This window comes from Streptomyces sp. NPDC088733 (genome assembly GCF_044751185.1).
GTDB lineage: Bacteria > Actinomycetota > Actinomycetes > Streptomycetales > Streptomycetaceae > Actinacidiphila.
Window position 1 is genome coordinate 158985 of record NZ_JBIVLH010000001.1, and the last position, 26202, is coordinate 185186.

The window sequence follows — 26202 nt, forward strand, 5'->3', positions numbered from 1 at the left end:
CCGTCCTGGGAGCCCGGGGCCCGGAGGCGGGAGAAACGTTTCCGCTCTTCCGGGACGGGAACCGTTTCCGCTCCGCCGGCCTCCTCATACCCATGGGGGCACCCGCCCCGAGGACTGGTCGTCGAGGGGCGGAGCATGATCGAGGCAGTGGGCCTCAGCAAGACCTACGGCAGCAAAACGGCCGTGTACAACCTGTCGTTCCAGGTACGGCCCGGCGTGGTCACCGGTTTCCTGGGGCCGAACGGCTCCGGCAAGTCCACCACGATGCGGATGATCCTGGGGCTGGACAGCCCGAGCTCCGGCCAGGTCACCATCGGCGGTGAGCCGTACCGCAAGCTGCCCAACGCGCCGCGCCGGGTGGGCGCCCTGCTGGACGCCAAGGCCGTGCACGGCGGGCGCAGCGCCCGGCACCACCTGCTCAGCCTGGCCCAGCTGTCGGGCATCCCCGCCCGCCGTGTCGACGAGGTGCTGGGCGTCGTGGGCCTCCAGGAGGTCGCCGGCAAGCGCTCCAAGGGCTTCTCCCTCGGTATGGGCCAGCGCCTGGGCATCGCGGCCGCGCTGCTCGGCGACCCCGAGGTGCTGCTCTTCGACGAGCCGGTCAACGGACTCGACCCCGAGGGCATCCACTGGGTGCGCCACCTGATGCGCAAGCTCGCCTCGGAGGGCCGTACGGTCTTCGTCTCCTCGCACCTGATGAGCGAGATGGCACTGACCGCCGACCACCTGATCGTCATCGGCCGCGGCCAGTTGCTCGCCGACATGGGCGTGAAGGACTTCATCGCCCGCAATTCCACGGGCTTCGCCCTGGTCCGCACCCCCGACGTCGAGGCCGACCGGGAGAAGCTGACCGAAGCGCTGGCCGGGGCGGGCGCCCAGGTGCAGCAGGAGCAGGACGGCGCGCTGCACGTGACCGGCCTGGAGCTGCCGCGGATCAGCGACCTCGCGCACGACGCCGGTGTACGGCTGTGGGAACTGTCCCCGCACCAGGCCTCACTGGAGGAGGCGTACATGCGGCTCACCAACGGCGCGGTGGACTACCGCTCCTCCGAGGACCCGCGGCAGGGCCTCCAGCAGCCGGGCGCGCCGGTGGCGGGCGGCTGGGGAGCCCCGCAGGCGTACTCCCAGCCGCAGCCCCAGCCGAATCCGTACGCACAGCCGATCCCGCAGCCGGTCCCATCCACCCGGCCGAACCGGCCGGCCCTGCCCGTCGAGGACGCCCGATGACCGCCCCCGTCCAGCACCCGGCCCCGCAGTTCTCCTCGGCGATCCCTGTGCAGAAGACCCATCTGGGCCATGCGCTCGCGTCCGAGTGGACCAAGATCCGGACCGTGCGTTCCACGCTGTGGACGCTCGGCATGCTGCTCGTGCTGATCCTCGGCATCAACCTGCTGGTGGTCGGGGCGAGTTCCCACGACTACGTCACCGACCCGGTGCTCGCCTTCGGCCTGTTCGGCGTGCTGCTGGGGCAGTTGTGCGTCATCACGCTCGGCGTGCTCGTGATCAGCTCCGAGTACGGCACCGGCATGATCCGTACGACGTTCACCGCCGGCCCGCAGCGCGGCCGGATCCTCGCCGCCAAGGCGATCGTCTTCTTCGCGCTGAGCTTCACCGTCACCACCGTGGCCTGCACCCTCACCGCGCTCATGAACAACGCGGCCTTCGGCGGCCGGCCGGCGAACGACGAGGACGCCTTCTACAGCCATTCGCGTCTCGTCGTCGAGCACGGTCTCACCACCGCCAGCGGCTCCCAGTGGCTCGGCGCCACCGTCGGCGTCGGCCTCTACGTGGCCCTGCTCGGGTTGCTGTCCCTGGCCGTGGGCACCCTGCTGCGGCACTCTGCGGGCGCGATCACGACGATGATGGGCGTGGTCCTGCTGCCGCTGATCGTCGCGATCTTCATGCCGGACAGCCTTCACGCGCTGCAGGACAAACTGATCGAGTACTCCTCCCCCAACGCCATCGCCTCGCTCTACCAGATGCCGATGCTGGAGAACGGCAGCGCCGACGGGGTGCGCCAGCTGATCGTGCTGGCGATCGTCACCGCCGTCGCCCTGGGCGGCGCGTACGCGGTGCTCGCCAAGCGCGACGTGTGACCTCCGCTCCCGCGGCTCAGTGCCGCGGGGCGTTCCGGGACCGCTGGGGCCGCACGCCCCGGCGGTCCCTGGCGTTCCAGCAGGCGGTGTGCCAGTGCCGCCGGTCGTCCACGCCGCCGTACTCCGGCCAGACCACCAAGTGCCCCACGCCCGGCGGGATTTCCTGGTCGCAGCCGGGGCAGCGGTAGCGCTTGCCGCCGGAACTCCCGGCGAGCGGACGGACCGTCCACTCCTCGCCCTGCCAGCTCTCGGTGCGCTCCCCGCCGCGACCCCAGCCGGGGCCGTCCGTCTCCTGCGGACTTCCGGTGGTGCCTCGCGGGCGGTTTCGGCGCGGGGACACAAGCACACACCTCATGCGGGTCGGGGACAACGGACCTGCTGTCAAGCCTACGCGTAGCCCGGGGCGGCTCGGGTACGCGTCCCACAACCCCCCATTCCCACCATCCCCTTGAAAATCATGAAATCGCTGCGGTTGGCCCGTGCCCTTGGCACGTGTCAGGCGTTAATGACAGTTAGGGGAGCCGCGTCGGCCACCGAGAAAGGTGTGAAGCACGATGCGCGTCGGTACTTTCGTTCTCGCCGCCCAGTTCCCGGGACAGGGGGCCGGGGAGGCACTGCACCGGGCGGTGCGCTCCGCGGAGGCGGCGGAGGCGGCCGGGCTGGACTCCGTGTGGCTCGCGGAGCACCACTTCGTGCCGTACGGGGTCTGCCCGTCGGCGGTGACGCTGGCCGCGCTGCTGCTGGGGCGGACCCGGCGGATCGGGGTGGGCACGGCGGTGAGCGTGCTGCCGACCGCCCATCCGGTGTCCCTGGGCGAACAGGCGGCGCTGCTGCACATCACGTCCGGCGGCCGGTTCACGCTCGGCGTGGGCCGCGGCGGGCCGTGGGTGGACCTGGAGGTCTTCGGGGCCGGCCTGGCCGCCTTCGAGAGCGGCTTCCCCGAGTCGCTCGACCTGCTGCTGCGCTGGCTGCGCGAGCCCCGGGTCGGCGCTTCGGGGGAACGATTCGCCTTCCGCGAGGTGGACGTCGTCCCCCGGGCCGACGAGTTCGAGGACCCCAGCGGCCCTCCGGTCGTGGTCGCCTGCACCTCGCCGTCCAGCGTGCGGCTGGCTGCACGGCGCGGCCTGCCGATGCTGCTCGGCATGCACTGCGGGGACGAGGACAAGGCGGCCATGGTCGCAATGTGGCAGGCCGAGGCGCGCGATGCGGGGCTTTCACCCGAAATGGTGGCGGCCGCGGAGCATGTGTCCGCGGGTGTGGCGCAGATCGCGGACCACCGCGCGGACGCCGTCGAGGCGCTGACCAAGGCGATGCCCGGCTGGCTCCAGCAGGGGCTGGCCGCCCATCGCACGGTCGACGGCCGGGCCCGCTCGATGCGCGATCCCCTCGCCTACACCGAACTCCTCTGCGACCTGCACCCGGTGGGGCCGCCGTCGCTGTGCGCCGACCGCCTGGCCGCCACCGCGGAACGCACGGGCATCCGCCGCTTCGCCCTGCTCGTCGAGGGCTCCGGGGACCTCGCGGCCACGGAGCAGAACGTGGCACGGCTCGGAGCGGAAGTGCTCCCGCAATTGGCCTGATTGAAACATCAAGCGGCAAAGCGTCGGCCACTTGCGGGAGCACTGTGGCCGATCTCAGCAGTCCCGCAGCTCCGGGGACTGGTTCAGCAACTGTGCGCGTACGGAGGTGAACTTCGCGTAACGCTCATCGACCGCCGGGTCCAGCGGGAACACCGCGACCCGGTGGCAGTTCTGGAATGCCAGTCGCACCCCGAAATGCCGTTGAAGTGCCCCCCGGATCGCGTCACTCGCCAGAGCGCGGAGCAACTGCCCGCGTGCGTGCTCGTCCGGCGGCGGCACCTGGTTGTCGGCGAACTCTCCGCCGTCCACCTTGAGCTGCGCCGCCAGAGAGCTGATCATGTCCCATGCGTAAGGCAGGGAAGTCCGGACGCAGTCGACGAATTCCCGTTCGTCGACCTCGCCTCGCTCGGCCTGTTCGAGGAGGGCCGGTGAGACGTCGAGCGACATGAGTACTCCTCTCGTGACCCCCCTGTCCGAGGAGTCAGACGGACTACGGAGAGAAGCCGTCAAGTGTTCTCCCGCACGACGGCCTCCACTCACAACCGTAGGCGGAGAGGTCCCACGACACTAGGTGGGAGCGCTCACAACTGGCCATTTTCCAACCGCGCCCGGTAGCGAGTAGCGTTGCCGACCATGCGTCTCGTCATTGCCCGCTGCTCCGTGGACTACGCGGGCAGGCTCTCCGCCCATCTCCCCTCGGCGACCCGGCTGCTCCTGGTGAAGGCCGACGGCAGTGTCTCCGTGCACGCCGACGACCGCGCCTACAAGCCGCTCAACTGGATGTCGCCGCCCTGCACGCTCAAGGAGGGCGAGGACGGGGTCTGGACGGTCACCAACAAGGCCGGCGAGCAGCTGATCATCACGATCGAGGACGTTCTCCACGACTCCAGCCACGAACTCGGCGTCGACCCGGGCCTGATCAAGGACGGCGTCGAGGCGCACCTCCAGGAACTGCTCGCCGACCGCATGGAGGTCCTCGGCAACGGCTGGACCCTCATCCGCCGCGAGTACCCGACCGCGATCGGACCCGTCGACATCCTCGGCCGGGACTCCGACGGCACGACCGTCGCGGTCGAGATCAAGCGGCGCGGTGAGATCGACGGCGTCGAGCAGCTGACCCGCTACCTGGAACTGCTCAACCGCGACCCGCTGCTGGCGCCCGTGAAGGGCGTCTTCGCGGCCCAGGAGATCAAGCCGCAGGCCCGCGTGCTCGCCACCGACCGCGGCATCGGCTGCGTCGTGCTCGACTACGACGCGCTGCGCGGCATCGAGGACGACAAGCTGCGCCTCTTCTGAAACCGGGCCGCGCGGCGGCCCCCCGACAGCGCCGTGGCCCCGTCGTCTCCAGACGACGGGGCCACGCTGCGCTGCGGACGGCCTCAGATGACGGGCGTCGTCCCGGCGGTGCCGGGGGCGCCCTCGGTCGCCGTCACCGGGGTGTCGGTCGACGGGCCGCTGGCGGTCGTGGTGCCCTCCGGCCCGGTCGGGGTGTCCGTCGGCGTCGTCGGGGTGCCGGGCGTCGTCGAGGGGCTGCTCGGCGGCGTGGAACTCGGCGTCGACGAGCTCGGCGTCGACGACGGCGTCGGCTTCAGGGTCGGCGGCGTGCCGCCCTTGGGCGGCGTCGTGGTGTGCGACGGCGTGTTGCCGCCCTGCTCCCCCGTCGTGCTCCCGCCGTCCGTGCCCGTCCCCGGGTCCACCCCGCCGCCCGTGCCGCCGCCCGTGCCCGTGCCCGGGGCGCTCGGGTCCGTGGCGGGGCCGCTGCCGCTGACGGAGGGCGAGGGCCCGCGGTGGGTGGAGCCCGGGGTGGGGGACGCGCCGTCCGCCGGGAGGCCGTCGTCGGCGTTGTCGGGTTGCGCGGTCTCCAGGGGCTTGACGTTCATCGGGGTGTTCTGGTCACCGCCGGAGGCCGTCGTGCCGAGGGTGACGATGGTGCCGAGCACCGCCGCGAGCAGTGCGCCCGCGCCGGCGGCGACGAGGTTGCGGCGGGAGGCGGTGAGGCCGCGGCGGCGCGGCGCGGTGACGGCCAGGCGCTTGCTGATGATCGTCGCGGGGGACTCGGGCAGCGCGAGGCCGCTCGTGGCCGTCGCGGCGCTGTCGGGGGTGGTGAACGGTGCGATGTGGCCCGAGCGGTCGAGGACCAGGGCGAGCGTGCGGCGGCCGACCGTGGTGCCCTGGCGGTCGGCGAGCGCGGCGCGCAGGGCTATGGAGGCCTCCAGCTCGCTGCGCGCACGGTCGAAACCGCCGAGGCAGAGCGCGAGGACGCCGAGTTCGTGCAGGAAGTACGCCTCCTCGGCGACCTCTCCGGACTGCCGCGCGGCCTCCTGGCCGGCGCGCAGGGCGCGTTCCCAGGCGCTCCAGTGCAGCGACGCGGCGAACACCGGTGCCGCCGTGCGCGCGAGGAGGACGGCCGCGCTGGCGTGGCCCCCGTCGCGGCAGGCGCTGAGGGCGGCCAGGACCGCCTCCGCCTCGGCGGCGACGCGTTCGGGCGTGACGGAGGGATGGCCGACCCACCAGGTGTAGTGCTGGGCGGCCGTGAGGGCCTGCGGGGCGCCCTCCGCGGCGGCGTCCTCGGCGAGTTCACCGGGGGCGGCGAGCTGCGTGCGTACGCCCGCCGCGAGGCGGTGGTGCCGGTCGACCGGTGCGACGAGCCCCACGGCGACGAGTTCGCCGAGCGCGGCGTCGCCGTGCGTCTCGCCGACCAGCGCGGGCAGGTGCGACTGGTGCGGGCACTCCCCGCCCAGGGCCACCGCGAAGCGCAGCGTCTCCTGGGCGGCGCCGCTGAGCCGGGAGGCCAGCAGCGCGGCGGGGGCGGCGCTCTCGGCGAGCGAGGGCAGCGGCACGTGCGAGGAGGACACCGGCGCCCCAGGCCCGGCGATCGCGTCGAAGGGCGCGTCGACGGGCAGTTCGTCGTCCGGATCCGTGCCGCCCCAGACGGACTCGTCGGCGGCGAGGATCTCGGCCGCGAGCACGTCGCGCTGCCGCAGCAGCGCGCCGGCCTGGACGAAGCGCAGCGGCAGCCCCTCGGACTCGAACCACAGGTCCGCCGCCCAGGCGGTCTCCTCCTCCTGCAGCGGCCGCCCCGCGGCCAGTTCGAGCAGTTCGAGGCAGGCGACCCGGGTCAGCCCGGGAAGGAAGACTTCCTCGACCGCGGAGTCGGAGGAGGGCGCGGCGACGTCGGGCGTCGCGGCCATCAGGAAGGCGCACTCGGGTGCGGCCGCGAGCAGTTCCTCCAGGGCCGCGCCGCCGAACTCCAGGTCGTCCAGGACGACGACCGCGCCGACCTCGCGCAGCAGCTCGGTGAGCCGCCCGCGGTCGGGGCGGTAGCCCGCGACGTCGTCTGCCTGCGAGGACTCGTCCTCGGTGCCGTAGACCGTGCTGAAGATCTCCTGCAACAGGTCGCTGGGCGTGCGGCGGTAGCCGGAGAGCCGGATCACACCGTCGGGGGCGACGCCGGCGGACACCTCGGCCACGGCGTCGAGGAGCACGCTGCGGCCGGCGCCGGACGGGCCGGTGACCCGGACCGAACGGCCGCGGGACAGCAGCCGGGTGAGCCGTTCGCGCTCCTCCTCCCGCTCCAGCAGCGGCAGCTCGGGCCCGCGCGGGCCCGGAGGCACGGCGGGGTGCGTGCCGGTGGTGCGCGCGGCCCGCGCATCCGCGTCGCGGCGTACCGGGGCGGGCAGCCCGGCGGCCGGCAGGGTGCTCACCTCGCTGCCGTCGACGGGATTGAGGGTCAGCAGGCAGTCGCCGACGACGAGCTGGACGACCCGGGGTGCGTCGCCGTCCGCCGTGCCCGAGCCGACCTCGGGGGCCAGCGGGTCACGCAGGGGCCGCGTCGCGCGCGGCACGGGCTGCGTGCCGTCCTCGGGCCCGGCCGGTGCCGGCCGCTCGGGAAAGCTCGTGGAGTCCTGCTGTGCGCCGTACTCGTCGCCGGACATGTCGGGTCCGATGTGTGGGTCCATTAGTCTCCGCCCCCCATTCGCGTCGCAGCGGGGCCGTACCGGGCCCGCACGTCCGCAGCTGGACCGGTCCGGCTCCCCTCCTCGGCGTACGGGGTGTGGCACGCCGGAACCGAACCTTAAACCTTCCCACAGTATGTGCGAACCTCAGGGCCGCCATGCCGCCCATGCGTCCAAATCTGTCCGGGCTTGCCAGTTCCGTTGCGGCACGCCCCGCTAGGTACGCGGCAGTGCCTCTGCCGCGATACCCCCCTCGATGACCAGAATGCGGTGCAGTCGCGTGGCGACCAGCAGCCGCTGCATCTGCGCCGGGACGCCCCGCAGCACCAGCCGGCGGTCCGCCCGTCCGCAGCGGCGGTGCGCACCCATGATCACACCCAGTCCGGTGGCGTCCCACGAGTCCAGCTCGGTCAGGTCGAGCACCAGGTCCCCGTGGCCGCCGTCCACCGCGGAGTGCAGGACCTTGCGGGCGTCCGCCGCGGTACGGACGTCGAGGCGACCCCCGACAACCAGTTCGGCGTGGTCGCCCCTGATGTGCATGAAGCCTCCCCGTGGAGTGAATGGGTGGGAAAGTACCGTGGTTCTACGTAACTGACGGTCCGTCGTACGAAGAGGTTGCCGTCTGTGAGCGAACCGATACCGAATTCACTCTGGAGAGTGATGTGATGCGCCCGCCAGGCCCACCCTCCCTCGGGTGATCGCCCCGGCGGGGCCCTCGGGCGCCCACCGGGACTGACCGCCCGTCAGTAGCGGTAGAAGCCCTCGCCGCTCTTGCGGCCGAGCGCGCCCGCGTCGACCATGCGCCGCATCAGCTCCGGCGCCGCGAACTTCTCGTCCTGCGACTCGGTGTAGATGTTGCCGGTGGCATGCAGCAGGATGTCGACGCCCGTCAGGTCGGCGGTGGCCAGCGGGCCCATGGCGTGGCCGAAGCCGAGCCGGCAGGCGGTGTCGATGTCCTCCGCCGAGGCGACGCCGGACTCGAAGAGCTTGGCGGCCTCGACGACCAGCGCCGAGATCAGGCGGGTGGTGACAAAGCCGGCGACGTCGCGGTTGACCACGATGGTGGTCTTGCCGACCTCCTCCGCGAAGGCCTTGGCCCGCTCCAGGGTCTCGTCGCTGGTCTTGTAGCCGCGTACGAGCTCGCACAGCTGCATCATCGGGACCGGGGAGAAGAAGTGCGTGCCGACCACGCGCTCCGGACGCTCCGTCACGGCCGCGATCTTCGTGATCGGGATGGCGGAGGTGTTGGAGGCGAGCACCGCATCCTGGTGCGCGATCTTGTCCAGGGCCCGGAAGATCTCCTGCTTGACCTCGATCTTCTCGAAGACCGCCTCGACGACGATGTCCGCGTCGGCGGCCGCGTCGAGGTCGGTGGTCGTGGTGATGCGGCCCAGGGAGGCGGCCGCTTCCTCCGCCGACAGCTTGCCCTTGGCGACGAACCGCTCGTACGACGCCTCGATACCGCTCCTGCCGCGGGCCAGCGCCTCGTCGGTGATGTCGCGCAGGACGACCTCGTAGCCCGCCTGGGCCGACACCTGCGCGATTCCGGAGCCCATCAGGCCGGCTCCGACGACGGCGAGCTTCTTCGCCACGGCACACACCTATCTTCTCGATGCTGTTGCCGGGACCTTAACGGTGCTTCACAGCCCTGCGCAGCAGTTGGAGACCCGGGTCACCGTGTGTCCTTCGTCGCAATCACGGAGCGACCGGGCCCGCGGTGGGACACCGGCGGCCGGGCACCGCCGGGGACTACGCTCGGCCCCATGGTCAATCTGACGCGCATCTACACGCGGACCGGGGACGACGGGACCACCGCCCTCGGCGACATGAGCCGCACCGCCAAGACCGACAGCCGCATCTCGGCCTACGCGGACGCCAACGAGGCCAACGCCGCGATCGGTGTCGCCCTCGCGCTCGGCGGGCTGCCCGCGGAGGTCGCGACCGTCCTCGTGCGGGTCCAGAACGACCTCTTCGACGTCGGCGCGGACCTGGCGACGCCGGTCGTGCCCGACCCCAAGTACCCGCCGCTGCGCGTCGAACAGGGCTATGTGGACCGGCTGGAGGCGGAGTGCGACCGCTTCCTGGAGGAGCTGGAGAAGCTGCGCAGCTTCATCCTGCCCGGCGGCACCCCGGGGGCCGCGCTGCTCCACCAGGCGTGCACGGTGGTGCGGCGGGCGGAACGCTCCACGTGGGCGGCGCTGGAGGAGCACGGCGAGACGATGAACCCGCTCACCGCCACCTACCTCAACCGCCTGTCGGACCTGCTGTTCATCCTGGCCCGCACGGCCAACAAGGAGGTCGGCGACGTCCTGTGGGTGCCCGGCGAGAACCGCTGAGCCGCTGAGCCGCCGACCCTGACAGCACGTCATCGGCGCGGGCCCGTGGCGGGCTCGCGCCGCGGCCACAGCGTGTACGACGCCGCGAAGGCGGCGTTGAGCCCGGTGACCCACGCCAACCGCAGCTGCCACTGCCGCAGCGCCTCCGTGCGATCCGCGTCGCCGACGAGCCGGACCGCGCACTCCAGCAGCAGCGCGGCCGGCACCGCCGCCAGAGCCGTGCGCCCGCACATCCGCCACTCGTGCACGGCCCGCGCCCGGCCGAACTTCGGCGGGCCCTGCGGCCTCGGCCCGCCCGCGAAGCGGTACGCGACACGGGCGTCGGCCCAGCGCACCAGGTAGTGCCCGTACGCGACGGAGAAGCCCAGGTACCTGGCGCGTGCGCGCCGCGCTGCCCGTGGAGGGGGAGGCATGATCCGGGTTGTCGTCGCCGAGGACCAGTCGGCGGTCCGGGCGGGGCTGGTGCTGATCCTGCGCTCGGTGCCGGACATCGAGGTGGTCGGTGAGGCCGCCGACGGGGAGGCCGCCGTCCGCGCGGCCCGCGAGCTGCGACCCGACATGATCCTCATGGATGTGCAGATGCCCCGGCTCGACGGTGTGCGGGCCACCGGCGAGATCGTCGCCGAGGGCCTGGCGGACGTGCTGGTGCTGACCACGTTCGACCTGGACGAGTACGTCTTCGGCGCGCTGCGCGCCGGGGCCGCGGGATTCCTGCTGAAGGACACCGAGGCCGACCGGCTGATCGAGGGGGTGCGCCTGGTGGCACGCGGCGAGGGGATGATCGCCCCGGCGGTGACGCGGCGCCTGATCGGGGAGTTCGCCCGGCCGGCGCGCGCGGTGCGGGAGGCGGACCGCGGCTTGCTGGACGGCCTCACCCCGCGCGAGCGGGAGGTGCTCGCCTGTGTCGGCCAGGGACTGTCGAACGCGGAGATCGCGGCCCGGCTCGGCATGGCGGAGGCCACGGCCAAGACCCATGTCAGCCGGATACTCGCCAAGCTCGAACTGCGCAGCCGCGTGCAGGCGGCGATTCTCGCGCAGGAGTGGGGACTGCCGGCGAAGCCGTGACGGGGGCGCTCACGCCTCAGGTCACTCCCCCGGACAGCGGGGCTCAGGCCACATTCACCCTCCCCCGGACTCCGTCCGGGGGGACCCCCACCAGCGGGGCACCCTCTACTCAGGCCACATTCACCCTCTGGCCGGGAGGGGCGGCCTCCAGCCAGGCGAGGAAGCCGGTGAGGGCGTCTTCGCTCATCGCGAGTTCGAGCCGGGTGCCGCGGTGCTCGCAGACCAGGACGACGGCGTCGGACAGCAGCGCCAGTTCCTCTTGGCCCTGCGGCAGCCGCCGGTGCAGCACCTCGATGGCGGAGCGTTCCAGGGACCGCCGCGGTCGGGGGGCGTAGGAGAAGACCCGGAACCACTCGATCCGGTCACCGCTGTAGCGCGCGACGCCGTACGCCCAGCCCTTGCCCGAGGGGGCGTCCACGCCGCCGGGCGCGGTGCGCAGGCTGCAGTCGAAGGTGCCGCCGGGACGCTGGATGAGCCGCCGCCGCAGGCCGAAGACGAACAGCCCCAGCAGCGCCACCGCGACAAGGGCCCCGCACAGCTGAAAAGCGAGGATCACGCCTATCGACCTCCTCGCTCAACGTCACGTACAGGGATACTGCAACCGCGGGAAGCCCTCTCGGGCCTCCCGCGGCTCATGGCCCCAGTGGGCCGGATGCTCAGCGCGAACCGGTCGCCGCGATGAGACGGACCTCGGCGCGCCGCTCGCCGACCGCGTCGGCGTCGGCCTTCGCACGCTCCAGGGCCCGCTCCGCGCGCTGGACGTCGATCTCGTCGGCCAGCTCCGCGATCTCCGCGAGGATCGACAGCTTGTTGTCCGCGAAGGAGATGAAGCCGCCGTGCACCGCCGCGACAACGGTGCCGCCGTCGGTGGTGCGGATGGTCACCGGGCCGGTCTGCAGCACACCGAGCAGCGGCTCGTGGTTCGGCATGACGCCGATGTCGCCCGACTCGGTGCGTGCGACGACAAGAGTGGCCTCGCCGGACCAGACATTGCGGTCCGCGGCGACCAGCTCGACGTGCAGCTCAGCCAAGATGGCTCCTCGGGTCGGCACCCACCGCCGTCCGGCGGGTGCATGAAACAAAGGATAACGGGGGTGCGGCAAGGGGGCGGACACAGGGTCCGCCCCCTGCCACGGTGAGCCGTCGGGCGAAGGCGTCAGCCGACGCCGAGCTCCTTGGCGTTGCGCTCGAGGTCCTCGATGCCACCGCACATGAAGAACGCCTGCTCAGGGAAGTGGTCGTACTTACCGTCGGCGATGGCGTTGAACGCGTGGATCGACTCCTCCAGCGGGACGTCGGAGCCGTCCACACCGGTGAACTGCTTCGCCGCGTGGGTGTTCTGCGACAGGAAGCGCTCGATGCGGCGGGCGCGGTGGACGGTGAGCTTGTCCTCCTCGCCCAGCTCGTCGATACCGAGGATCGCGATGATGTCCTGGAGGTCCTTGTACTTCTGCAGGATCCCCTTGACGCGCATGGCGCACTCGTAGTGGTCCTGCGCGATGTAGCGCGGGTCCAGGATGCGGGACGTCGAGTCCAGCGGGTCCACCGCCGGGTAGATGCCCTTCTCCGAGATCGGACGCGACAGAACGGTCGTCGCGTCCAGGTGCGCGAAGGTCGTCGCCGGCGCCGGGTCGGTCAGGTCGTCCGCGGGGACGTAGATCGCCTGCATCGAGGTGATCGAGTGACCACGGGTCGAGGTGATGCGCTCCTGGAGGAGGCCCATCTCGTCGGCGAGGTTCGGCTGGTAACCCACCGCGGACGGCATGCGGCCGAGCAGCGTGGAGACCTCGGAACCGGCCTGCGTGAAGCGGAAGATGTTGTCGATGAAGAACAGCACGTCCTGCTTCTGCACATCGCGGAAGTACTCCGCCATGGTCAGACCGGCCAGGGCGACGCGCAGACGGGTGCCCGGGGGCTCGTCCATCTGGCCGAAGACCAGCGCGGTCTTGTCGAGAACGCCGGACTCCTCCATCTCCTGGATGAGGTCGTTGCCCTCACGGGTGCGCTCGCCGACACCGGCGAACACGGAAACGCCCTCGTGCAGCTTCGCCACACGCATGATCATTTCCTGGATGAGGACGGTCTTGCCGACACCGGCGCCACCGAACAGACCGATCTTGCCGCCCTTGACGTACGGGGTCAGCAGGTCGACGACCTTCAGGCCGGTCTCGAACATCTCGGTCTTCGACTCGAGGTCCTCGAACTTCGGGGCCTTGCGGTGGATCGTCCAGCGCTCACCGACGTTGGCGTTCTCCTCGGGGACGTTCAGCACCTCACCGAGGGTGTTGAACACCTTGCCCTTGGTGAAGTCGCCGACCGGGACGGTGATGCCCGTGCCCGTGTCGGTGACCGCGGCCTGGCGGACCAGGCCGTCGGTGGGCTGCATGGAGATGGCGCGGACCAGGCCGTCGCCCAGGTGCTGGGCGACCTCGAGGGTCAGCGTCTTCAGCTTGCCGTTCTCGGCCGGGTCGGCGACCTGGACGGTGAGGGCGTTGTAGATCTCGGGCATGCCGTCGACGGGGAACTCCACGTCGACGACCGGGCCGATGACCCGGGCGACGCGGCCCGTGGCAGCGGCCGTCTCAACAGTGGTGGTCATGTTTAGTCACTCCCCGCAGAGGCGTCGGCCAGGGCGCTGGAGCCACCGACGATCTCGCTGATTTCCTGGGTGATTTCGGCCTGGCGGGCCTGGTTGGCAAGCCGCGTGAGCGTCTTGATGAGCTCCTCGGCGTTGTCGGTCGCGGCCTTCATCGCGCGGCGGCGGGCGGCGTGCTCGGAAGCGGCACCCTGCAGCAGCGCGTTGTAGATCCGGCTCTCGACGTACCGCGGCAGCAGGGCGTCCAGGACGCCTTCCGCCGACGGCTCGAAGTCGTACAGGGGAAGGATCTCCCCCTCCTTGCGGGCCTGGCCGCCGGTGGCCTCGTCGAGGGAGAGCGGCAGCAGCCGCCGCTCGACGGGGGACTGCGTCAGCATCGACACGAACTCCGTGAAGACGATGTGCAGCTCGTCGACGCCGCCCTCGGCCGTGTCCTTGAGGACCTGGTCGATCAGCGGGTCTGCCACGGCCTTGGCGTCCGCGTAGGCCGGCTTGTCGGTGAATCCCGTCCACGAGGCGGTGACGGGACGCTCACGGAAGCCGTAGTACGCGACGCCCTTGCGGCCGACGATGTAGTGCTCGACCTCCTTGCCCTCCGCGCGCAGCCGCTCGGTGAGCCGATCGGCCGCCTTGATCGCGTTGGACGAGTAGCCGCCGGCCAGACCGCGGTCGCTCGTCACGAGCAGCACCGCGGCGCGGGTCGGGTTCTCGGTCTCCGTGGTCAGCGGGTGGTTCGTGTTGGAACCGCTCGCGACCGCGGCCACCGCGCGGGTGAGCTCATCGGCGTACGGGGACGAGGCCGCCACCTGGCGCTGGGCCTTGACGATCCGGGACGCGGAGATCATCTCCATCGCCTTCGTGATCTTCTTTGTGGCGGTGACGGTCTTGATGCGGCGCTTGTATACCCGAAGCTGGGCGCCCATGCTCAGCCCTCACCCAGGAGCTTGCCGTCCGAGGTCTCGAACTGCTTCTTGAACTCCGTGACCGCGTCCGTCAGGGCCTCGATGGTGTCGTCGCCCAGCTTGCCGGTCTCGACGATGCCCTGCAGGAGGTCCTTCTTCTCGCGGCGGAGGTAGTCCAGCAGCTCGCGCTCGAAGCGGCGGATGTCCTCGACCGGGACGTCGTCCAGCTTGCCGGTGGTGCCGGCCCAGATGGAGACGACCTGGTCCTCGATCGGGAACGGCGCGTACTGGCCCTGCTTCAGCAGCTCGACCATGCGCTTGCCGCGCTCCAGCTGCGCCTTGGAGGCGGCGTCCAGGTCGGAACCGAAGGCGGCGAAGGCCTCCAGCTCGCGGTACTGGGCGAGGTCCACGCGCAGGCGGCCGGCGACCGACTTCATGGCCTTGATCTGCGCCGAGCCACCGACTCGGGAGACCGAGATACCGACGTTCAGCGCCGGGCGCTGGCCCGCGTTGAACAGGTCGGACTCCAGGAAGCACTGGCCGTCGGTGATGGAGATGACGTTGGTCGGGATGAACGCCGAGACGTCGTTGGCCTTGGTCTCGACGATCGGCAGACCGGTCATCGAGCCGGCGCCCATGTCGTCGGAGAGCTTGGCGCAGCGCTCCAGCAGACGGGAGTGCAGGTAGAAGACGTCACCCGGGTAGGCCTCGCGGCCCGGCGGACGGCGCAGCAGCAGGGAGACGGCGCGGTAGGCGTCGGCCTGCTTGCTCAGGTCGTCGAAGACGATGAGGACGTGCTTGCCCTGGTACATCCAGTGCTGGCCGATGGCCGAGCCGGTGTAGGGGGCGAGGTACTTGAAGCCTGCCGGGTCGGACGCCGGAGCCGCGACGATGGTCGTGTACTCCAGGGCGCCGGCCTCCTCCAGCGAGGCGCGCACGCCCGCGATGGTGGAGCCCTTCTGGCCGATGGCGACGTAGATGCAGCGGACCTGCTTCTTCGGGTCGCCGGAACGCCAGTTGTCGCGCTGGTTGATGATCGTGTCGATCGCCAGGGCGGTCTTGCCGGTCTGGCGGTCACCGATGATCAGCTGACGCTGACCGCGGCCGATCGGGGTCATCGCGTCCACGGCCTTGAGGCCGGTCTGCATCGGCTCGTGGACGGACTTGCGGGCCATGACGCCGGGAGCCTGGAGCTCCAGCGCGCGGCGGCCGTCGGTCTCGATCTCGCCGAGGCCGTCGATCGGGGTGCCGAGCGGGTCGACGACGCGACCCAGGTATCCCTCGCCGACAGCGACGGAGAGCACCTCACCGGTGCGGTGCACCGGCTGGCCCTCCTCGATACCGCTGAACTCGCCGAGGACGATCGCACCGATCTCGCGCTCCTCGAGGTTGAGGGCGAGACCGAGGGTGCCGTCCTCGAAGCGCAGCAGCTCGTTGGCCATGGCCGAGGGCAGACCCTCCACCTTGGCAACGCCGTCGCCGGCCATGCTGACCGTGCCGACCTCCTCGCGCGAGGCCGCGTCCGGCTTGTACGCCTGGACAAAGGTCTCCAGCGCGTCCCGGATCTCCTCCGGCCGGATCGTGAGCTCCGCCATCTGGGTTCCCTGCTCTCCTTGTTGGGCCCGAAGTATTCGCTACGGCCCAACTCGGGCCGCTGTACTGCTCTTTGAGTTGGTGGCTGGTTCAGCCGGCCATCCGCCGGGCCGCCTCTTCGAGGCGTTCCGCGATGGTCCCGTTGATGGCCTCGTCGCCCACCCGCACCTGGATTCCGCCGAGGACCTCGGGGTCCACGTCGAGGTTCAGGTGCACCGGCCGACCGTAGATCGTGGCCAGCGCGGCGCCGAGACGCTGCTTCTGCCGGTCGCTCAGCGGTACCGCCGAGACGACGACCGCGACCGTACGGCCCCGGCGCGCCGCCGCCAGCTTGGACAGGGCGTCGAGCCCTGCCTCCAGGCTACGGCCTCGCGGATGGGTCACAAGACGGACCACGAGCCGCTCGGTGACCGGGTTGGACCGGCCTCCCAGCAGCGAGCGGAGCAGCCCGGCCTTGGCCTGGGCGCCCGCGGCGCGGTCGGTCAGCGCGGCCCGCAGATCAGTGCTGCCGGAGACGATCCGGCCGAAGCGGAACAGCTCGTCCTCGACGTCGTCGAGGTGGCCGGCGCGCTCCGCGGCGATCAGGTCGGCGCCGAAGGAGAGTTCCTCCAGCGCGTCGGTCAGGTCCCGCGACTGCGACCACCGGCTGCGGACCATGCCCGAGAACAGGTCGAGGGCTTCCCCGCCGACCTGACCGCGCAGCACCGTCTGCACCAGGCCCGCCTTGGCCTCACCGGACTGCGCCGGGTCGGTCAGCGCCCGGCGCAGGGTGCCTTCGCGGTCGAGCAGCCCCGTGACGGCGGCCAGGTCCTCGGCGAGCTTCGCCGCGTCGACGGACGTGTTGTCCGCCAGCGCGTCGAGACGCTCGCGTGCGGCGGCCAGTGCCTCGCGGCTCGCTCCGTTCATCGCGCGGCCTCGGCCTTCTCCTCGAGCTCGTCGAGGAAGCGGTCGATCACACGGCTCTGCCGGGCGGTGTCCTCCAGGGACTCACCGACGATCTTGCCTGCCAGATCGGTGGCGATCCTGCCCACGTCCTGGCGCAGCGCGTGCGCGGCGGACTTGCGGTCCGCCTCGATCTGCGCGTGGCCCGCGGCGATGATCTCCTCGCGCTGCCGCTGGCCTTCCGCACGCATCTCGGCGATGAGCGCGGCACCCTGCTCCTGCGCCTCCTGGCGCAGACGCGCGGCCTCGTGACGAGCCTCGGCGAGCGACTGCTTGTACTCCTCGAGGGTCCGCTGAGCCTCGGCCTGGGTGGCCTCGGCCTTCTCCATGCCGCCCTCGATGGCCTCGCGGCGCTCGTCCAGAACCTTGTTGATGTTCGGGATGAGCTTCTTGGCCAGGAAGAAGAAGACGATGGCGAAGGCGATGAGACCGATGACGAGCTCTGGGATCGGCGGGATGAGGGGGTTCTCCGCCTCCTCGGCCGCCAGCTGTACCAGGGCGTTCACATCAGTGCCTTCCGTCGAAAGGGGTTGGGCTCGTCAGCCCGGATCAGGAGGTCGGGTAGACGAACGGCATGACCAGACCGATCAGGGCGAGCGCCTCACAGAAGGCGAAGCCGAGGATCTGGTTGGCGCGGATCAGGCCGGCAGCCTCGGGCTGACGGGCGAGGGCCTGGGTGCCGTTGCCGAAGATGATGCCGATGCCGACGCCGGGGCCGATGGCCGCGAGGCCGTAGCCGATGGAGCCCAGGTTGCCGAGGATCTGGGTGGCGGCGAGGTTCACAGCGGACATGCTGTTTCTTCCTTCTCTTTCACGGACCGGTGGGGGTTGGCCACCGGACAATCGGGGGTGCCGAGCGGTGAACGGTGCTCAGTGGTGCTCGGCCAGCGCGCCCTGGATGTAGGAGCAGGCCAGGAGGACGAAGACGTAGGCCTGGACGGCCTGGATGAACAGCTCGAAGGCGGTCATCACGATGACCATCACGAACGAGACGCTCGCGTAGGCGATGCCGATGCCGTTGAGCAGGTACCAGCTGGCGATGGTGAACAGCAGCAGCAGGACGTGCCCGGCGAACATGTTGGCGAAGAGTCGCACCGCGTGCGTGAACGGGCGGACGATCACGTTGGAGAGGAACTCCAGGCCGACGACCATCGGCAGGACCGGGCCGAGGTTCTTGTCGTAGCCGGTGATGTTCTTCCAGCCACCGACGAAGCCGTGCTTCTTGAACGTCAGCGACATCCAGGTGATGTAGACGATCGCGGCGAGCGCGGCCGGGTAGCTGATGATCGCGGTGACCGGGAACTGGGCGATCGGAATGATCGACCACAGGTTCAGGATCCACACGAAGAAGAACAGCGAGACCATGAACGGCACGTACTTCTCGCCGTCGCGCTTGCCGATCGTCTCGTAGACGATGCCGCGGCGCACGAAGTCGTAGCCGGCCTCGGCCACCATCTGCAGCTTGCCGGGGACGACCTTCGGCTTGGCGAAGGCGGCCCAGAAGAAGCCGACGATGACGATGCTGCCGAGCAGCGCGAGCAGCATCGTCTTGTTGAAGTAGACGCTGCCGTCCCCGTCGCCGATCAACGGCTTGAAGAGGAAGGAGTGCAGGCCGGGGGCCGGGAAGCCGCACCCGTCGAAGATGTGGCAGTTCGTCTCGAAAGCGAGCGTCTTTACATCACTCACCGCGAGCTCCTTCAGCGTGGCGCATGGGTACGGCAACCTCGTTGTGTCGGCGCGGCGTAGGCCCGCGGAACGGCACTGGACTGGTCAAGCAGATGTGGGGGCGGCGGTCGGACATCGAGCCGGACGACTGTTGCGAAGGCATGACTGCCGCCCGCGCCAGCTCTGCCGCAGTTGAGACCGGACGATAGCAAACGAGCGGCAGCCCTCTTGCACCGGCCCCTGGGTTCACGACGACGTTCCGGCGGATCCGGGCTCGACGTACAGCATCTTGGTCTTCATGTGCGCACGGGCCTGGGCGGCGATCCACACCAACGTCGTGCCGAGCAGGCTGAACGCGAACACCTGGGTGTCGAACAGCGATGTGTGCTTGAACACCGCCAGGACGATCGCCAGCAGCAGCAGCTGCACCGTGTAGAGCATCAGGCCCATCGCCTGGAACAGCGTGGGGTAGGAACGGGCGGTGCGCTGAAGCACCGTCAGGCCGATTCCCATGAAGGTGATCACGACCACCGCGCCGAATCCCGCGCCGATCGCCCCCTTGCCGCCCGCGAGCACGGCTGCGACAGCGACCGCGATCACTCCCGCGGCTGCGGCGGGCACGGCGCAATTCAGAAGCGTTCGGACGTCGTTGGACTGCATGGCGGCAGCTCCTCCGGCGAGGTTGGGAGTACAGGGGTCGTCGTGGACGAGCGTAGCCCGGCGGCGGGGACATGCCTCACGCCGGAAGACCATCGCACTCGGTCTTTCGGCTTGCTTCCGGGCTTTCGTGAACGGTATCACAAACTATTTGATGAGGTCTTTACCCGGTTCGTGTGCGACCTGTCACACGACCGGAGTAGCACCCGTGGCGTCCGGCTGACGGCCGGACACCCGTGTGCTATCGGGCCCGCGGCTCAGTGACCGCTGCCCGCCGAACGGCCGGCCTCCACCAGCTGCCGGTCGATCTCGCTCAGCGCGGTCGCGCCGTTGACACCCGGCGCCTCCCCCGCGGCGATGGCGGCGCTCGCCGCGGCGTGCGCCTCGATCCGCGTGCGGCGGTAGCGGGGCGGCACGAACGACTCGGCCCAGCGCGGGGCCTTGGGGTTGAAGCGCGGCATGAGCAGCGCGATCAGTCCGATCGCGCTCAGCATGACGATGCCCAGCACGATCCACAGGCTGGAGGAGTTGACCGAGAACGCCACCGCGCCGAAGGCGATGAGCGCCGACCAGAAGTACATGATGAGCACGGCCCGGCTGTGCGAGTGGCCGATGTCCAGCAGCCGGTGGTGCAGGTGGCCGCGGTCCGCGGCGAACGGCGACTGGCCGTTCCACGTGCGGCGCACGATGGCCAGCACCAGGTCCGCGGCGGGGATCGCGATCAGCGTCAGCGGCAGCAGCAGCGGCATGTAGACCGGCACCATGAAGTGCGTGGTGTCCCGGGTGGACCCGGTGAGGTTGGTGATCGCGTCGGGGTCGGTCTGGCCTGTGATGGAGATCGCACCCGAGGCCAGCACCAGGCCGATCAGCATCGAGCCGGAGTCGCCCATGAAGATCCGCGCGGGATGCAGATTGTGCGGCAGGAAGCCCAGGCACATGCCGATCAGGATCGCGCTGAACAGCGTCGCGGGCGCCGCGGCCTCGATGCCGTAGCCGTACCAGATCCGGTAGGCGTACATGAAGAACGCGATGGCGGCGATGCACACCATGCCGGACGCGAGCCCGTCCAGGCCGTCGACGAAGTTCACCGCGTTGATGGTGATCACCACCAGGGCGACGGTCAGCAGCGTCGACTGCACCGGGCTGAGCGCGACGATGCCCTTGCCCGGGATGGGCAGCCACAGCACGGTCAGGCCCTGAAGGACCATGACACCGGCCGCGATCATCTGGGCGCCCAGCTTGATCAGCGCGTCCACGCCCCACTTGTCGTCGAGCACGCCCAGCAGCCAGATCAGTCCCGCGCCGGACAGCAGCGCGCGCGGCTCGTTGGAGAGCTCGAAGACGCTCTTGAGGTTGGTCAGGTGCGCGGCCACCAGCAGGCCGGCGCACAGGCCGCCGAACATGGCGATGCCGCCGAGCCGCGGCGTCGGTTCGCGGTGGACGTCGCGATCGCGGATCTCGGGCATGGCACCTGCCGCGATGGCGAACTTCCGCACCGGCCCCGTCAGGAGGTAGGTGACGGCAGCGGCCACGCACAAGGTCAAGAGGTACTCGCGCACGGGCACACCCTATTCGCGTCCGGGTGGCGACTGGAAACACAGTCAGAGACTCACAGCGGGTACCCAGGGTTGCACATGTCACTCCCCGGGTACGCGCGGGGGCCCGCCCGTGCCCGGTCAGACCGGGTACGGGGGGAAGTCGCCCACCAGTTCCGCGACCCGGTTCGCCAGTCCGCGCTCCTCCCGCAGCGCCCGCGCGATCACGTCCGCGACCTGCGGCATCTGCTGCTCGCCCATGCCCTGCGTGGTCACCGCCGCGGTGCCCAGGCGGATGCCGGAACCCGCGGCGCAGGGCTCCTTGTCGTAGGGGAGCGTGTACTTGTCCAGCACGATCCCGGCGCCGGCGCACAGCCCGCGGGCGCGCATCCCGGTGACCCCGAAGGCCGACACGTCGGCGGCGATCAGATGGGTGTCCGTGCCGCCGGTGGCGATCCGCATGCCCTGGCCGGCCAGGGCGTCGGCGAGCACACGGGCGTTGGCGACCACCTGGTGCGCGTACAGCGCGAACTCCGGCCGGGCCGCCTCCGCGAAGGCCGCGGCCTTGGCGGCGATCGCGTGCATGTGCGGGCCGCCCTGCGAGAACGGGAAGACCGCCCGGTCGATGCGCTGCGCGAGATCGGCCCCGCACAGGATCAGCCCGCCGCGCGGCCCGCGCAGCGTCTTGTGCGTGGTGGCGCACACCACGTCCGCGTACGGCACCGGGTTGGGCGAGACCCCGCCGGCCACCAGGCCCAGCGTGTGCGCGGCGTCCACGATCAGGTACGCGCCGACGTCGTCGGCGATCTCGCGGAACGCGGCGTAGTCGATGGTGCGGGGGTAGGCGATGCCGCCGCACACGATCGCCTTCGGGCGGTGCTGGTGGGCGAGGACGCGCAGCCGGTCGTAGTCGATGCGGCCGCCCTCCTCGAAGGTGGCGCCCTCGGTCACGCCGTACCCGGCGATGCGGAACCAGCGGCCGGAGAAGTTGGACTCCGATCCGTGCGTGAGGTGCCCGCCGTGCGCCAGGGACATCGCCAGGATGGTGTCCCCGGGGACCAGGAGGGCCGCGTAGGCGGCCAGGACCGCCGAGGAGCCGGAGTAGGGCTGCACGTTCGCGTGGGCGGCTCCGAAGAGCCGTGTGGCCCTTTCCACGGCCAGCCGCTCCGCAAGGTCGACCAGCTCGCAGCCCGCGTGGTGGCGGTGCCCCGGGTAGCCCTCGGCGTACTTGTTGGACAGCGGCGAGCCGAGGGCGGCCAGCACCGCGGGCGAGGTGAAGTTCTCCCCCGCGATCAGCTGGAGGCAGGAGGCCTGCCGCTGGGTCTCCCCGAGCAGGATGTCCGCCAGCTCGGGGTCCTGGTCGCGCAGCCGGGCGAAGCCGGTGTCCCCGGCCGGGAGCGCGGTGGTGGTTATGTGGGCTGACGACGCTTCCGCGGTAGGCATGGGGCGCTCCGGGGCGGCTGGAAGGGACTCACCTGCCACTCTTGCACCGTTCCGGCCGTTTCGCGCCGTCTTGTGCTCCGCCGGTGGATGTCGGGCCGCGACCTGTGCGGAAACCTTCCGGCAGGACCTCACCGGGTAGGGGCCGCCACCCCTGTCAACGCGGTCAGCACCGGGTCCAGCGCCCCGTGGATCTCCTCGCCGACGGAGCGGAAGAAGGTCAGCGGCGCCCCGTACGGGTCGTACACCTCGTCCGCGTCCGGCGTCGGCGCCAGGAGCCAGCCGCGCAGCGCCGCCGCGGCACGCACCAGCGAGCGGGCCCGCTCGGTCACGCTGCCCTCCGGCAGCGTCGTGGGGTCTATCGCCCGCACGAGCCGGGTGAACTCCTTGAGCGTGAACGTCCGCAGCCCCGCCGCGTGCCCCATCGAGATCACCTGCGCGCGGTGGTCCCGGGTCGCGGTGAGCACCAGGTCCGCGTCGATGACGTGGTCGTCGAGGAGTTCGCGGCCGAGGAAGCCGCTCGGGTCGGCGGCGTACTCGGCCAGCACCGTGGCCGCGTGCGCCTCCATCGGCGCCCCCTCGTGGCCCCAGGTGCCCGCGCTCTCCACGATGATGCCGGAGGCCCCGTCGCCGAGCCGCTGGGTCAGCTCGTGGCGGGTCAGCCGCTCGGCCATCGGCGAGCGGCAGACGTTGCCGGTGCAGACGTGAAGGATGCGGAAGTAGTCATCGCGCTGCCCGGGTATGGGCGGCGTCAATTGCCTACCTCCAGGTCGGGTACGACCTCGCGCAGCTGCTCGGCGCTGAGGGCCCCGGCCCGCAGCAGTACCGGCACCTTGCCGGTGACGTCGACGATGGAGGAGGGCACGGCCGCCGGCGTGGGCCCGCCGTCGAGGTAGACGGCCACGGAGTCGCCGAGCATCTCCTGGGCGGCGTCGCAGTCCTGCGGCGAGGGGTGTCCCGTGAGGTTGGCGCTGGAGACGGCCATCGGGCCGGTCGTGTTCAGCAGCTCGATCGCGACGGGGTGCAGCGGCATACGCACGGCCACGGTGCCGCGGGTGTCCCCCAGGTCCCACTGGAGGGACGGCTGGTGGCGGGTGACCAGGGTCAGCGCGCCGGGCCAGAAGGCGTCGACGAGGTCCCAGGCCTGCTCGGTGAAGTCCGTGACCAGGCCGTGCAGGGTGTTCGGGGAGCCGACGAGAACGGGCGAGGGCATGTTGCGGCCCCGGCCCTTGGCCTCCAGCAGGTCGCCGACGGCCTCGGCGTTGAAGGCGTCCGCGCCGATGCCGTAGACGGTGTCCGTGGGCAGCACCACGAGCTCGCCGCGGCGAACGGCGGACGCGGCCTCGCGCAGTCCGGCCACCCGGTCCGTCGCGTCCGAGCAGTCGTAACGCCGTGCCATCAGCAGACCTCCATGACGTGCGGCGCCGTGCTCACGGCGTCGCCTTGCGGGCAGTGGTGAACCTGGGGCGGTTGTTCAGGTCGGGGTGGTCGGCGGCGTCAGCCCAGCCGGCCTCCTCCGTGAAGATCCAGGGCACCTGGCCGCCCTGGGTGTCTGCGTGCTCGATGACGACCACGCCGCCGGGCCGCAGCAGCCGGTGCGCGGTGCGCTCGATGCCGCGGATGGTGTCGAGGCCGTCCTCGCCGGAGAACAGCGCCATCTCCGGGTCGTGGTCACGGGCCTCGGGCGCCACGTGCTCCCACTCGGTGAGCGGGATGTACGGCGGGTTGGAGATCACCAGGTCCACCTGGCCGTTGAGGTCGGGGAAGGCCGCGAGGGCGTCCCCCTGGCGCAGGTCGACCTTGCTGCCCTGGACGTTCTTGCGGGCCCACACCAGGGCCTCGTCGGACAGCTCCACGGCGTGCACCCGGCTGCGCGGCACCTCCTGCGCCAGGGCGAGCGCGATGGCGCCGGACCCGGTGCACAGGTCGACGATGCGCGGCTCGGCGACGTCCATGGCGCGCACGGCGTCTATGGCCCACCCCACCACGGACTCCGTCTCCGGACGCGGCACGAAGACGCCCGGCCCCACCTGGAGTTCCAGGTAGCGGAAGAACGCCCGGCCGGTGATGTGCTGCAGGGGCTCGCGGGCCTCGCGGCGGGCGACGGCCTCCCAGTAGCGCGCGTCGAAGTCCGCGTCGGAGACGGTGTGCAGGGCGCCGCGCTTGACGCCGTGCACGTACGACGCCAGTTCCTCGGCGTCGAAGCGCGGCGAGGGCACGCCGGCGTCGGCCAGCCGCTGGGTCGCCTGCGCGACCTCGGCGAGCAGCAGGTTCACTTGTCGCCTCCGGTTCAGCTTCCGTCGCCCGCGGCGGCCAGCTTGGCAGCCGAATCGGCGTCGACGCACGCCTGGATGACCGCGTCGAGTTCACCGTCGAGGACCTGGTCCAAGTTGTACGCCTTGAACCCGACGCGGTGGTCGGAGATGCGGTTCTCCGGGAAGTTGTAGGTGCGGATGCGCTCGCTGCGGTCGACCGTGCGGACCTGGCTGCGGCGGGCGTCGGAGGCCTCGCGCTCGGCCTCCTCCTGGGCGGCGGCCAGCAGCCGGGAACGCAGGATGCGCATCGCCTGCTCCTTGTTCTGGAGCTGGCTCTTCTCGTTCTGGCAGGAGACCACGATGCCGGTCGGCAGGTGCGTGATGCGCACCGCGGAGTCGGTGGTGTTGACCGACTGGCCGCCGGGGCCGGAGGAGCGGTAGACGTCGATCCGCAGGTCGTTGGGGCCGATCTCGACCTCGACCTCCTCGGCCTCCGGGGTGACCAGCACACCGGCGGCGGAGGTGTGGATGCGGCCCTGCGACTCGGTCGCGGGCACACGCTGCACGCGGTGCACACCGCCCTCGTACTTCAGCCGCGCCCAGACACCCTGGCCGGGCTCGGTGGCGCCGCCCCCGCCCTTGGTCTTCACCGCGACCTGGACGTCCTTGTAGCCGCCGAGGTCGGACTCGTTGGAGTCGATGATCTCGGTCTTCCAGCCCACGCGCTCGGCGTAGCGCAGGTACATGCGCAGCAGGTCGCCGGCGAACAGCGCGGACTCCTCGCCGCCCTCGCCCGCCTTGACCTCCAGGATCACGTCCTTGTCGTCGCTGGGGTCGCGCGGCACGAGCAGCAGGCGCAGCCGTTCGGTCTGCTCCTCGCGCTGCTTCTCCAGCTCCTTGACCTCGGCGGCGAAGTCCGGGTCGTCGGCGCTGAGTTCGCGGGCCGTGTCGATGTCCTCGCCGGTCTGCTTCCAGCCCCGGTACGTGCCGACGATCGGGGTCAGCTCGGCGTAGCGCTTGTTGAGCCTGCGCGCGTTGGCCTGGTCCGCGAAGACTCCGGGGTCGGCAAGCTTCTTCTCGAGGTCGGCGTACTCGCCGATCAGTTCCTCGACCGCCTCGAACATCAGGATCCCTGCTCTGCGAATGGGTGAACGCCGGTGAACCAGCCTGTGGACGACAAAGCGCCGGTCCGGCCGCCGGAGGATATCCGGGCGGCCGTGGACCGGCGCTTTCGGGTCGCTACTTCTTGGCGGACCCGGCCGCCTTGCCGAAGCGGGCCTCGAAGCGGGCCACGCGGCCACCGGTGTCGAGGATCTTCTGCTTGCCCGTGTAGAACGGGTGGCACGCGGAGCAGACGTCGGCACGGATGACGCCGCCGCCGACGGTGCTACGCGTGGTGAACGAGTTGCCACAGGTGCAGCTGACCTGGGTCTCGACGTACTCCGGGTGGATGTCGCGCTTCAAGGGGAACTCCTAGTGATCGGGAGGGTCCCGGGTCGTGGCACGGGCTTGCGTCACGTGAACCGGGGCCGACGTACCAGTCTGCCAGCACTGGCCGCATCTCCCCAAACCGGGGACGGCCCGGAA

29 protein-coding genes are annotated in these 26202 nt (G+C 71.0%); 6 read left to right on the forward strand and 23 right to left on the reverse strand.

The genetic code is table 11. The annotated features are described in order from the left end of the window. Positions 1-135 precede the first annotated feature (135 nt). Positions 136-1224, forward strand: coding sequence for an ABC transporter ATP-binding protein (locus ACIP64_RS00630; RefSeq protein ID WP_401580289.1), 1089 nt, complete (start codon positions 136-138; stop codon positions 1222-1224). Then, the gene (locus tag ACIP64_RS00635) at positions 1221-2093 is read left to right on the forward strand and encodes an ABC transporter permease (protein WP_401580291.1); all 873 of its coding nucleotides are present in this window, start codon (positions 1221-1223) and stop codon (positions 2091-2093) included. Before ACIP64_RS00630 ends, ACIP64_RS00635 begins: the two co-directional genes overlap by 4 nt. Positions 2094-2109: 16 nt before the next feature. Here ACIP64_RS00635 and ACIP64_RS00640 read toward each other — a convergent pair whose 3' ends face one another. Beyond that, positions 2110-2433: an ATP/GTP-binding protein gene (locus ACIP64_RS00640; RefSeq protein ID WP_360909850.1), complete on the reverse strand. Its 324-nt coding sequence runs from the start codon at positions 2431-2433 to the stop codon at positions 2110-2112. A gap of 214 nt (positions 2434-2647) precedes the next feature. On the opposite strand from ACIP64_RS00640, the gene ACIP64_RS00645 reads away from it, so the two are divergent. After that, positions 2648-3673 carry an LLM class flavin-dependent oxidoreductase gene (locus tag ACIP64_RS00645; protein WP_401580293.1) on the forward strand — a complete coding sequence of 342 codons (1026 nt, stop codon included), beginning with the start codon at positions 2648-2650 and terminating at the stop codon, positions 3671-3673. 54 nt (positions 3674-3727) lie between these two features. Here ACIP64_RS00645 and ACIP64_RS00650 read toward each other — a convergent pair whose 3' ends face one another. Next, on the reverse strand, positions 3728-4120 hold the full coding sequence (locus ACIP64_RS00650; protein WP_319659947.1) for an SCO5389 family protein: 393 nt from the start codon (positions 4118-4120) through the stop codon (positions 3728-3730). A gap of 186 nt (positions 4121-4306) precedes the next feature. On the opposite strand from ACIP64_RS00650, the gene nucS reads away from it, so the two are divergent. Next, complete coding sequence (gene nucS / locus ACIP64_RS00655; RefSeq protein ID WP_401580295.1) at positions 4307-4969, forward strand: endonuclease NucS; 663 nt, start codon at positions 4307-4309, stop codon at positions 4967-4969. A gap of 83 nt (positions 4970-5052) precedes the next feature. On the opposite strand, the gene ACIP64_RS00660 is transcribed toward nucS, so the two are convergent. The 3 genes from ACIP64_RS00660 to ACIP64_RS00670 all read right to left on the reverse strand — a co-directional run bounded on the left by ACIP64_RS00660 (position 5053) and on the right by ACIP64_RS00670 (position 9221). Next, on the reverse strand, positions 5053-7632 hold the full coding sequence (locus ACIP64_RS00660) for an ATP-binding protein (protein ID WP_401580296.1): 2580 nt from the start codon (positions 7630-7632) through the stop codon (positions 5053-5055). 213 nt (positions 7633-7845) lie between these two features. Continuing rightward, positions 7846-8169 carry an STAS domain-containing protein gene (locus tag ACIP64_RS00665; RefSeq protein ID WP_018563514.1) on the reverse strand — a complete coding sequence of 108 codons (324 nt, stop codon included), beginning with the start codon at positions 8167-8169 and terminating at the stop codon, positions 7846-7848. 203 nt (positions 8170-8372) lie between these two features. Next, positions 8373-9221, reverse strand: a complete 849-nt coding sequence (locus ACIP64_RS00670; RefSeq protein WP_401580298.1) for a 3-hydroxyacyl-CoA dehydrogenase family protein — start codon at positions 9219-9221, stop codon at positions 8373-8375. 171 nt (positions 9222-9392) lie between these two features. On the opposite strand from ACIP64_RS00670, the gene ACIP64_RS00675 reads away from it, so the two are divergent. Next, entirely contained in the window at positions 9393-9965 is a 573-nt protein-coding gene (locus ACIP64_RS00675; RefSeq protein ID WP_401580300.1) for a cob(I)yrinic acid a,c-diamide adenosyltransferase, read from the forward strand. Between the two features lie 29 nt (positions 9966-9994). On the opposite strand, the gene ACIP64_RS00680 is transcribed toward ACIP64_RS00675, so the two are convergent. Then, positions 9995-10378, reverse strand: a complete 384-nt coding sequence (locus ACIP64_RS00680) for a hypothetical protein (protein WP_401580302.1) — start codon at positions 10376-10378, stop codon at positions 9995-9997. Between ACIP64_RS00680 and ACIP64_RS00685 the strand changes: the two genes are divergently transcribed. Then, positions 10377-11030 carry a response regulator gene (locus ACIP64_RS00685; protein ID WP_401580304.1) on the forward strand — a complete coding sequence of 218 codons (654 nt, stop codon included), beginning with the start codon at positions 10377-10379 and terminating at the stop codon, positions 11028-11030. The two genes, ACIP64_RS00680 and ACIP64_RS00685, sit on opposite strands and share 2 nt — an antisense overlap. A gap of 109 nt (positions 11031-11139) precedes the next feature. Here the strand turns inward: ACIP64_RS00685 and ACIP64_RS00690 are convergent, their stop codons facing one another. The 17 genes from ACIP64_RS00690 to rpmE all read right to left on the reverse strand — a co-directional run bounded on the left by ACIP64_RS00690 (position 11140) and on the right by rpmE (position 26079). Then, complete coding sequence (locus tag ACIP64_RS00690; protein WP_401581101.1) at positions 11140-11592, reverse strand: DUF2550 domain-containing protein; 453 nt, start codon at positions 11590-11592, stop codon at positions 11140-11142. 94 nt (positions 11593-11686) lie between these two features. Next, positions 11687-12064: a F0F1 ATP synthase subunit epsilon gene (locus tag ACIP64_RS00695; RefSeq protein WP_360909956.1), complete on the reverse strand. Its 378-nt coding sequence runs from the start codon at positions 12062-12064 to the stop codon at positions 11687-11689. A 122-nt stretch (positions 12065-12186) separates the two neighbouring features. Continuing rightward, on the reverse strand, positions 12187-13629 hold the full coding sequence (atpD, locus tag ACIP64_RS00700; protein ID WP_360909871.1) for a F0F1 ATP synthase subunit beta: 1443 nt from the start codon (positions 13627-13629) through the stop codon (positions 12187-12189). Positions 13630-13631: 2 nt separating this feature from the next. Continuing rightward, positions 13632-14549 carry a F0F1 ATP synthase subunit gamma gene (locus tag ACIP64_RS00705; RefSeq protein WP_401580306.1) on the reverse strand — a complete coding sequence of 306 codons (918 nt, stop codon included), beginning with the start codon at positions 14547-14549 and terminating at the stop codon, positions 13632-13634. 2 nt (positions 14550-14551) lie between these two features. Next, positions 14552-16123: a F0F1 ATP synthase subunit alpha gene (atpA, locus tag ACIP64_RS00710; RefSeq protein WP_360909875.1), complete on the reverse strand. Its 1572-nt coding sequence runs from the start codon at positions 16121-16123 to the stop codon at positions 14552-14554. Between the two features lie 88 nt (positions 16124-16211). Further along, positions 16212-17027: a F0F1 ATP synthase subunit delta gene (locus ACIP64_RS00715; protein WP_401580308.1), complete on the reverse strand. Its 816-nt coding sequence runs from the start codon at positions 17025-17027 to the stop codon at positions 16212-16214. Next, positions 17024-17569: a F0F1 ATP synthase subunit B gene (locus ACIP64_RS00720; protein ID WP_401580310.1), complete on the reverse strand. Its 546-nt coding sequence runs from the start codon at positions 17567-17569 to the stop codon at positions 17024-17026. Before ACIP64_RS00720 ends, ACIP64_RS00715 begins: the two co-directional genes overlap by 4 nt. Before the next feature lie 43 nt (positions 17570-17612). Beyond that, on the reverse strand, positions 17613-17855 hold the full coding sequence (gene atpE, locus ACIP64_RS00725) for an ATP synthase F0 subunit C (protein ID WP_018563527.1): 243 nt from the start codon (positions 17853-17855) through the stop codon (positions 17613-17615). Positions 17856-17933: 78 nt separating this feature from the next. Then, on the reverse strand, positions 17934-18764 hold the full coding sequence (atpB, locus tag ACIP64_RS00730) for a F0F1 ATP synthase subunit A (protein WP_360909958.1): 831 nt from the start codon (positions 18762-18764) through the stop codon (positions 17934-17936). A 210-nt stretch (positions 18765-18974) separates the two neighbouring features. After that, a complete protein-coding gene (locus ACIP64_RS00735; RefSeq protein ID WP_401580313.1) occupies positions 18975-19388 on the reverse strand; it encodes a hypothetical protein in 414 nt (137 codons plus the stop codon). A gap of 254 nt (positions 19389-19642) precedes the next feature. After that, complete coding sequence (locus ACIP64_RS00740; protein WP_401580315.1) at positions 19643-20944, reverse strand: MraY family glycosyltransferase; 1302 nt, start codon at positions 20942-20944, stop codon at positions 19643-19645. A gap of 117 nt (positions 20945-21061) precedes the next feature. After that, positions 21062-22363 carry a serine hydroxymethyltransferase gene (gene glyA, locus ACIP64_RS00745; protein WP_401580317.1) on the reverse strand — a complete coding sequence of 434 codons (1302 nt, stop codon included), beginning with the start codon at positions 22361-22363 and terminating at the stop codon, positions 21062-21064. Between the two features lie 128 nt (positions 22364-22491). Then, a complete protein-coding gene (locus tag ACIP64_RS00750) occupies positions 22492-23115 on the reverse strand; it encodes a protein-tyrosine-phosphatase (RefSeq protein WP_401580319.1) in 624 nt (207 codons plus the stop codon). Then, positions 23112-23759 (reverse strand): L-threonylcarbamoyladenylate synthase, encoded by a 648-nt coding sequence (locus ACIP64_RS00755; RefSeq protein ID WP_401580321.1) that lies wholly within the window; start codon positions 23757-23759, stop codon positions 23112-23114. Before ACIP64_RS00755 ends, ACIP64_RS00750 begins: the two co-directional genes overlap by 4 nt. A 31-nt stretch (positions 23760-23790) precedes the next feature. Then, positions 23791-24636 (reverse strand): peptide chain release factor N(5)-glutamine methyltransferase, encoded by an 846-nt coding sequence (prmC, locus tag ACIP64_RS00760; RefSeq protein ID WP_401580322.1) that lies wholly within the window; start codon positions 24634-24636, stop codon positions 23791-23793. Positions 24637-24650: 14 nt separating this feature from the next. Next, a complete protein-coding gene (gene prfA / locus ACIP64_RS00765; RefSeq protein WP_360909893.1) occupies positions 24651-25739 on the reverse strand; it encodes a peptide chain release factor 1 in 1089 nt (362 codons plus the stop codon). A gap of 115 nt (positions 25740-25854) precedes the next feature. Continuing rightward, positions 25855-26079 carry a 50S ribosomal protein L31 gene (rpmE, locus tag ACIP64_RS00770; protein ID WP_319659968.1) on the reverse strand — a complete coding sequence of 75 codons (225 nt, stop codon included), beginning with the start codon at positions 26077-26079 and terminating at the stop codon, positions 25855-25857. Positions 26080-26202 lie beyond the last annotated feature (123 nt).

Coding starts and splice junctions, on each gene's coding strand:
- ACIP64_RS00675 (WP_401580300.1), top strand. CDS start 9,393: ATGGTCAATCTGACGCGCATCTACACGCGGACCGGGGACGACGGGACC.
- ACIP64_RS00630 (WP_401580289.1), top strand. CDS start 136: ATGATCGAGGCAGTGGGCCTCAGCAAGACCTACGGCAGCAAAACGGCC.
- ACIP64_RS00650 (WP_319659947.1), bottom strand. CDS start 4,120: ATGTCGCTCGACGTCTCACCGGCCCTCCTCGAACAGGCCGAGCGAGGC.
- ACIP64_RS00715 (WP_401580308.1), bottom strand. CDS start 17,027: ATGAACGGAGCGAGCCGCGAGGCACTGGCCGCCGCACGCGAGCGTCTC.
- ACIP64_RS00665 (WP_018563514.1), bottom strand. CDS start 8,169: ATGCACATCAGGGGCGACCACGCCGAACTGGTTGTCGGGGGTCGCCTC.
- atpA (WP_360909875.1), bottom strand. CDS start 16,123: ATGGCGGAGCTCACGATCCGGCCGGAGGAGATCCGGGACGCGCTGGAG.
- ACIP64_RS00680 (WP_401580302.1), bottom strand. CDS start 10,378: ATGCCTCCCCCTCCACGGGCAGCGCGGCGCGCACGCGCCAGGTACCTG.
- ACIP64_RS00645 (WP_401580293.1), top strand. CDS start 2,648: ATGCGCGTCGGTACTTTCGTTCTCGCCGCCCAGTTCCCGGGACAGGGG.
- atpE (WP_018563527.1), bottom strand. CDS start 17,855: ATGTCCGCTGTGAACCTCGCCGCCACCCAGATCCTCGGCAACCTGGGC.
- atpD (WP_360909871.1), bottom strand. CDS start 13,629: ATGACCACCACTGTTGAGACGGCCGCTGCCACGGGCCGCGTCGCCCGG.
- prfA (WP_360909893.1), bottom strand. CDS start 25,739: ATGTTCGAGGCGGTCGAGGAACTGATCGGCGAGTACGCCGACCTCGAG.
- nucS (WP_401580295.1), top strand. CDS start 4,307: ATGCGTCTCGTCATTGCCCGCTGCTCCGTGGACTACGCGGGCAGGCTC.
- ACIP64_RS00705 (WP_401580306.1), bottom strand. CDS start 14,549: ATGGGCGCCCAGCTTCGGGTATACAAGCGCCGCATCAAGACCGTCACC.
- ACIP64_RS00660 (WP_401580296.1), bottom strand. CDS start 7,632: ATGGACCCACACATCGGACCCGACATGTCCGGCGACGAGTACGGCGCA.
- glyA (WP_401580317.1), bottom strand. CDS start 22,363: ATGCCTACCGCGGAAGCGTCGTCAGCCCACATAACCACCACCGCGCTC.
- ACIP64_RS00735 (WP_401580313.1), bottom strand. CDS start 19,388: ATGCAGTCCAACGACGTCCGAACGCTTCTGAATTGCGCCGTGCCCGCC.
- ACIP64_RS00755 (WP_401580321.1), bottom strand. CDS start 23,759: ATGGCACGGCGTTACGACTGCTCGGACGCGACGGACCGGGTGGCCGGA.
- ACIP64_RS00635 (WP_401580291.1), top strand. CDS start 1,221: ATGACCGCCCCCGTCCAGCACCCGGCCCCGCAGTTCTCCTCGGCGATC.
- ACIP64_RS00685 (WP_401580304.1), top strand. CDS start 10,377: ATGATCCGGGTTGTCGTCGCCGAGGACCAGTCGGCGGTCCGGGCGGGG.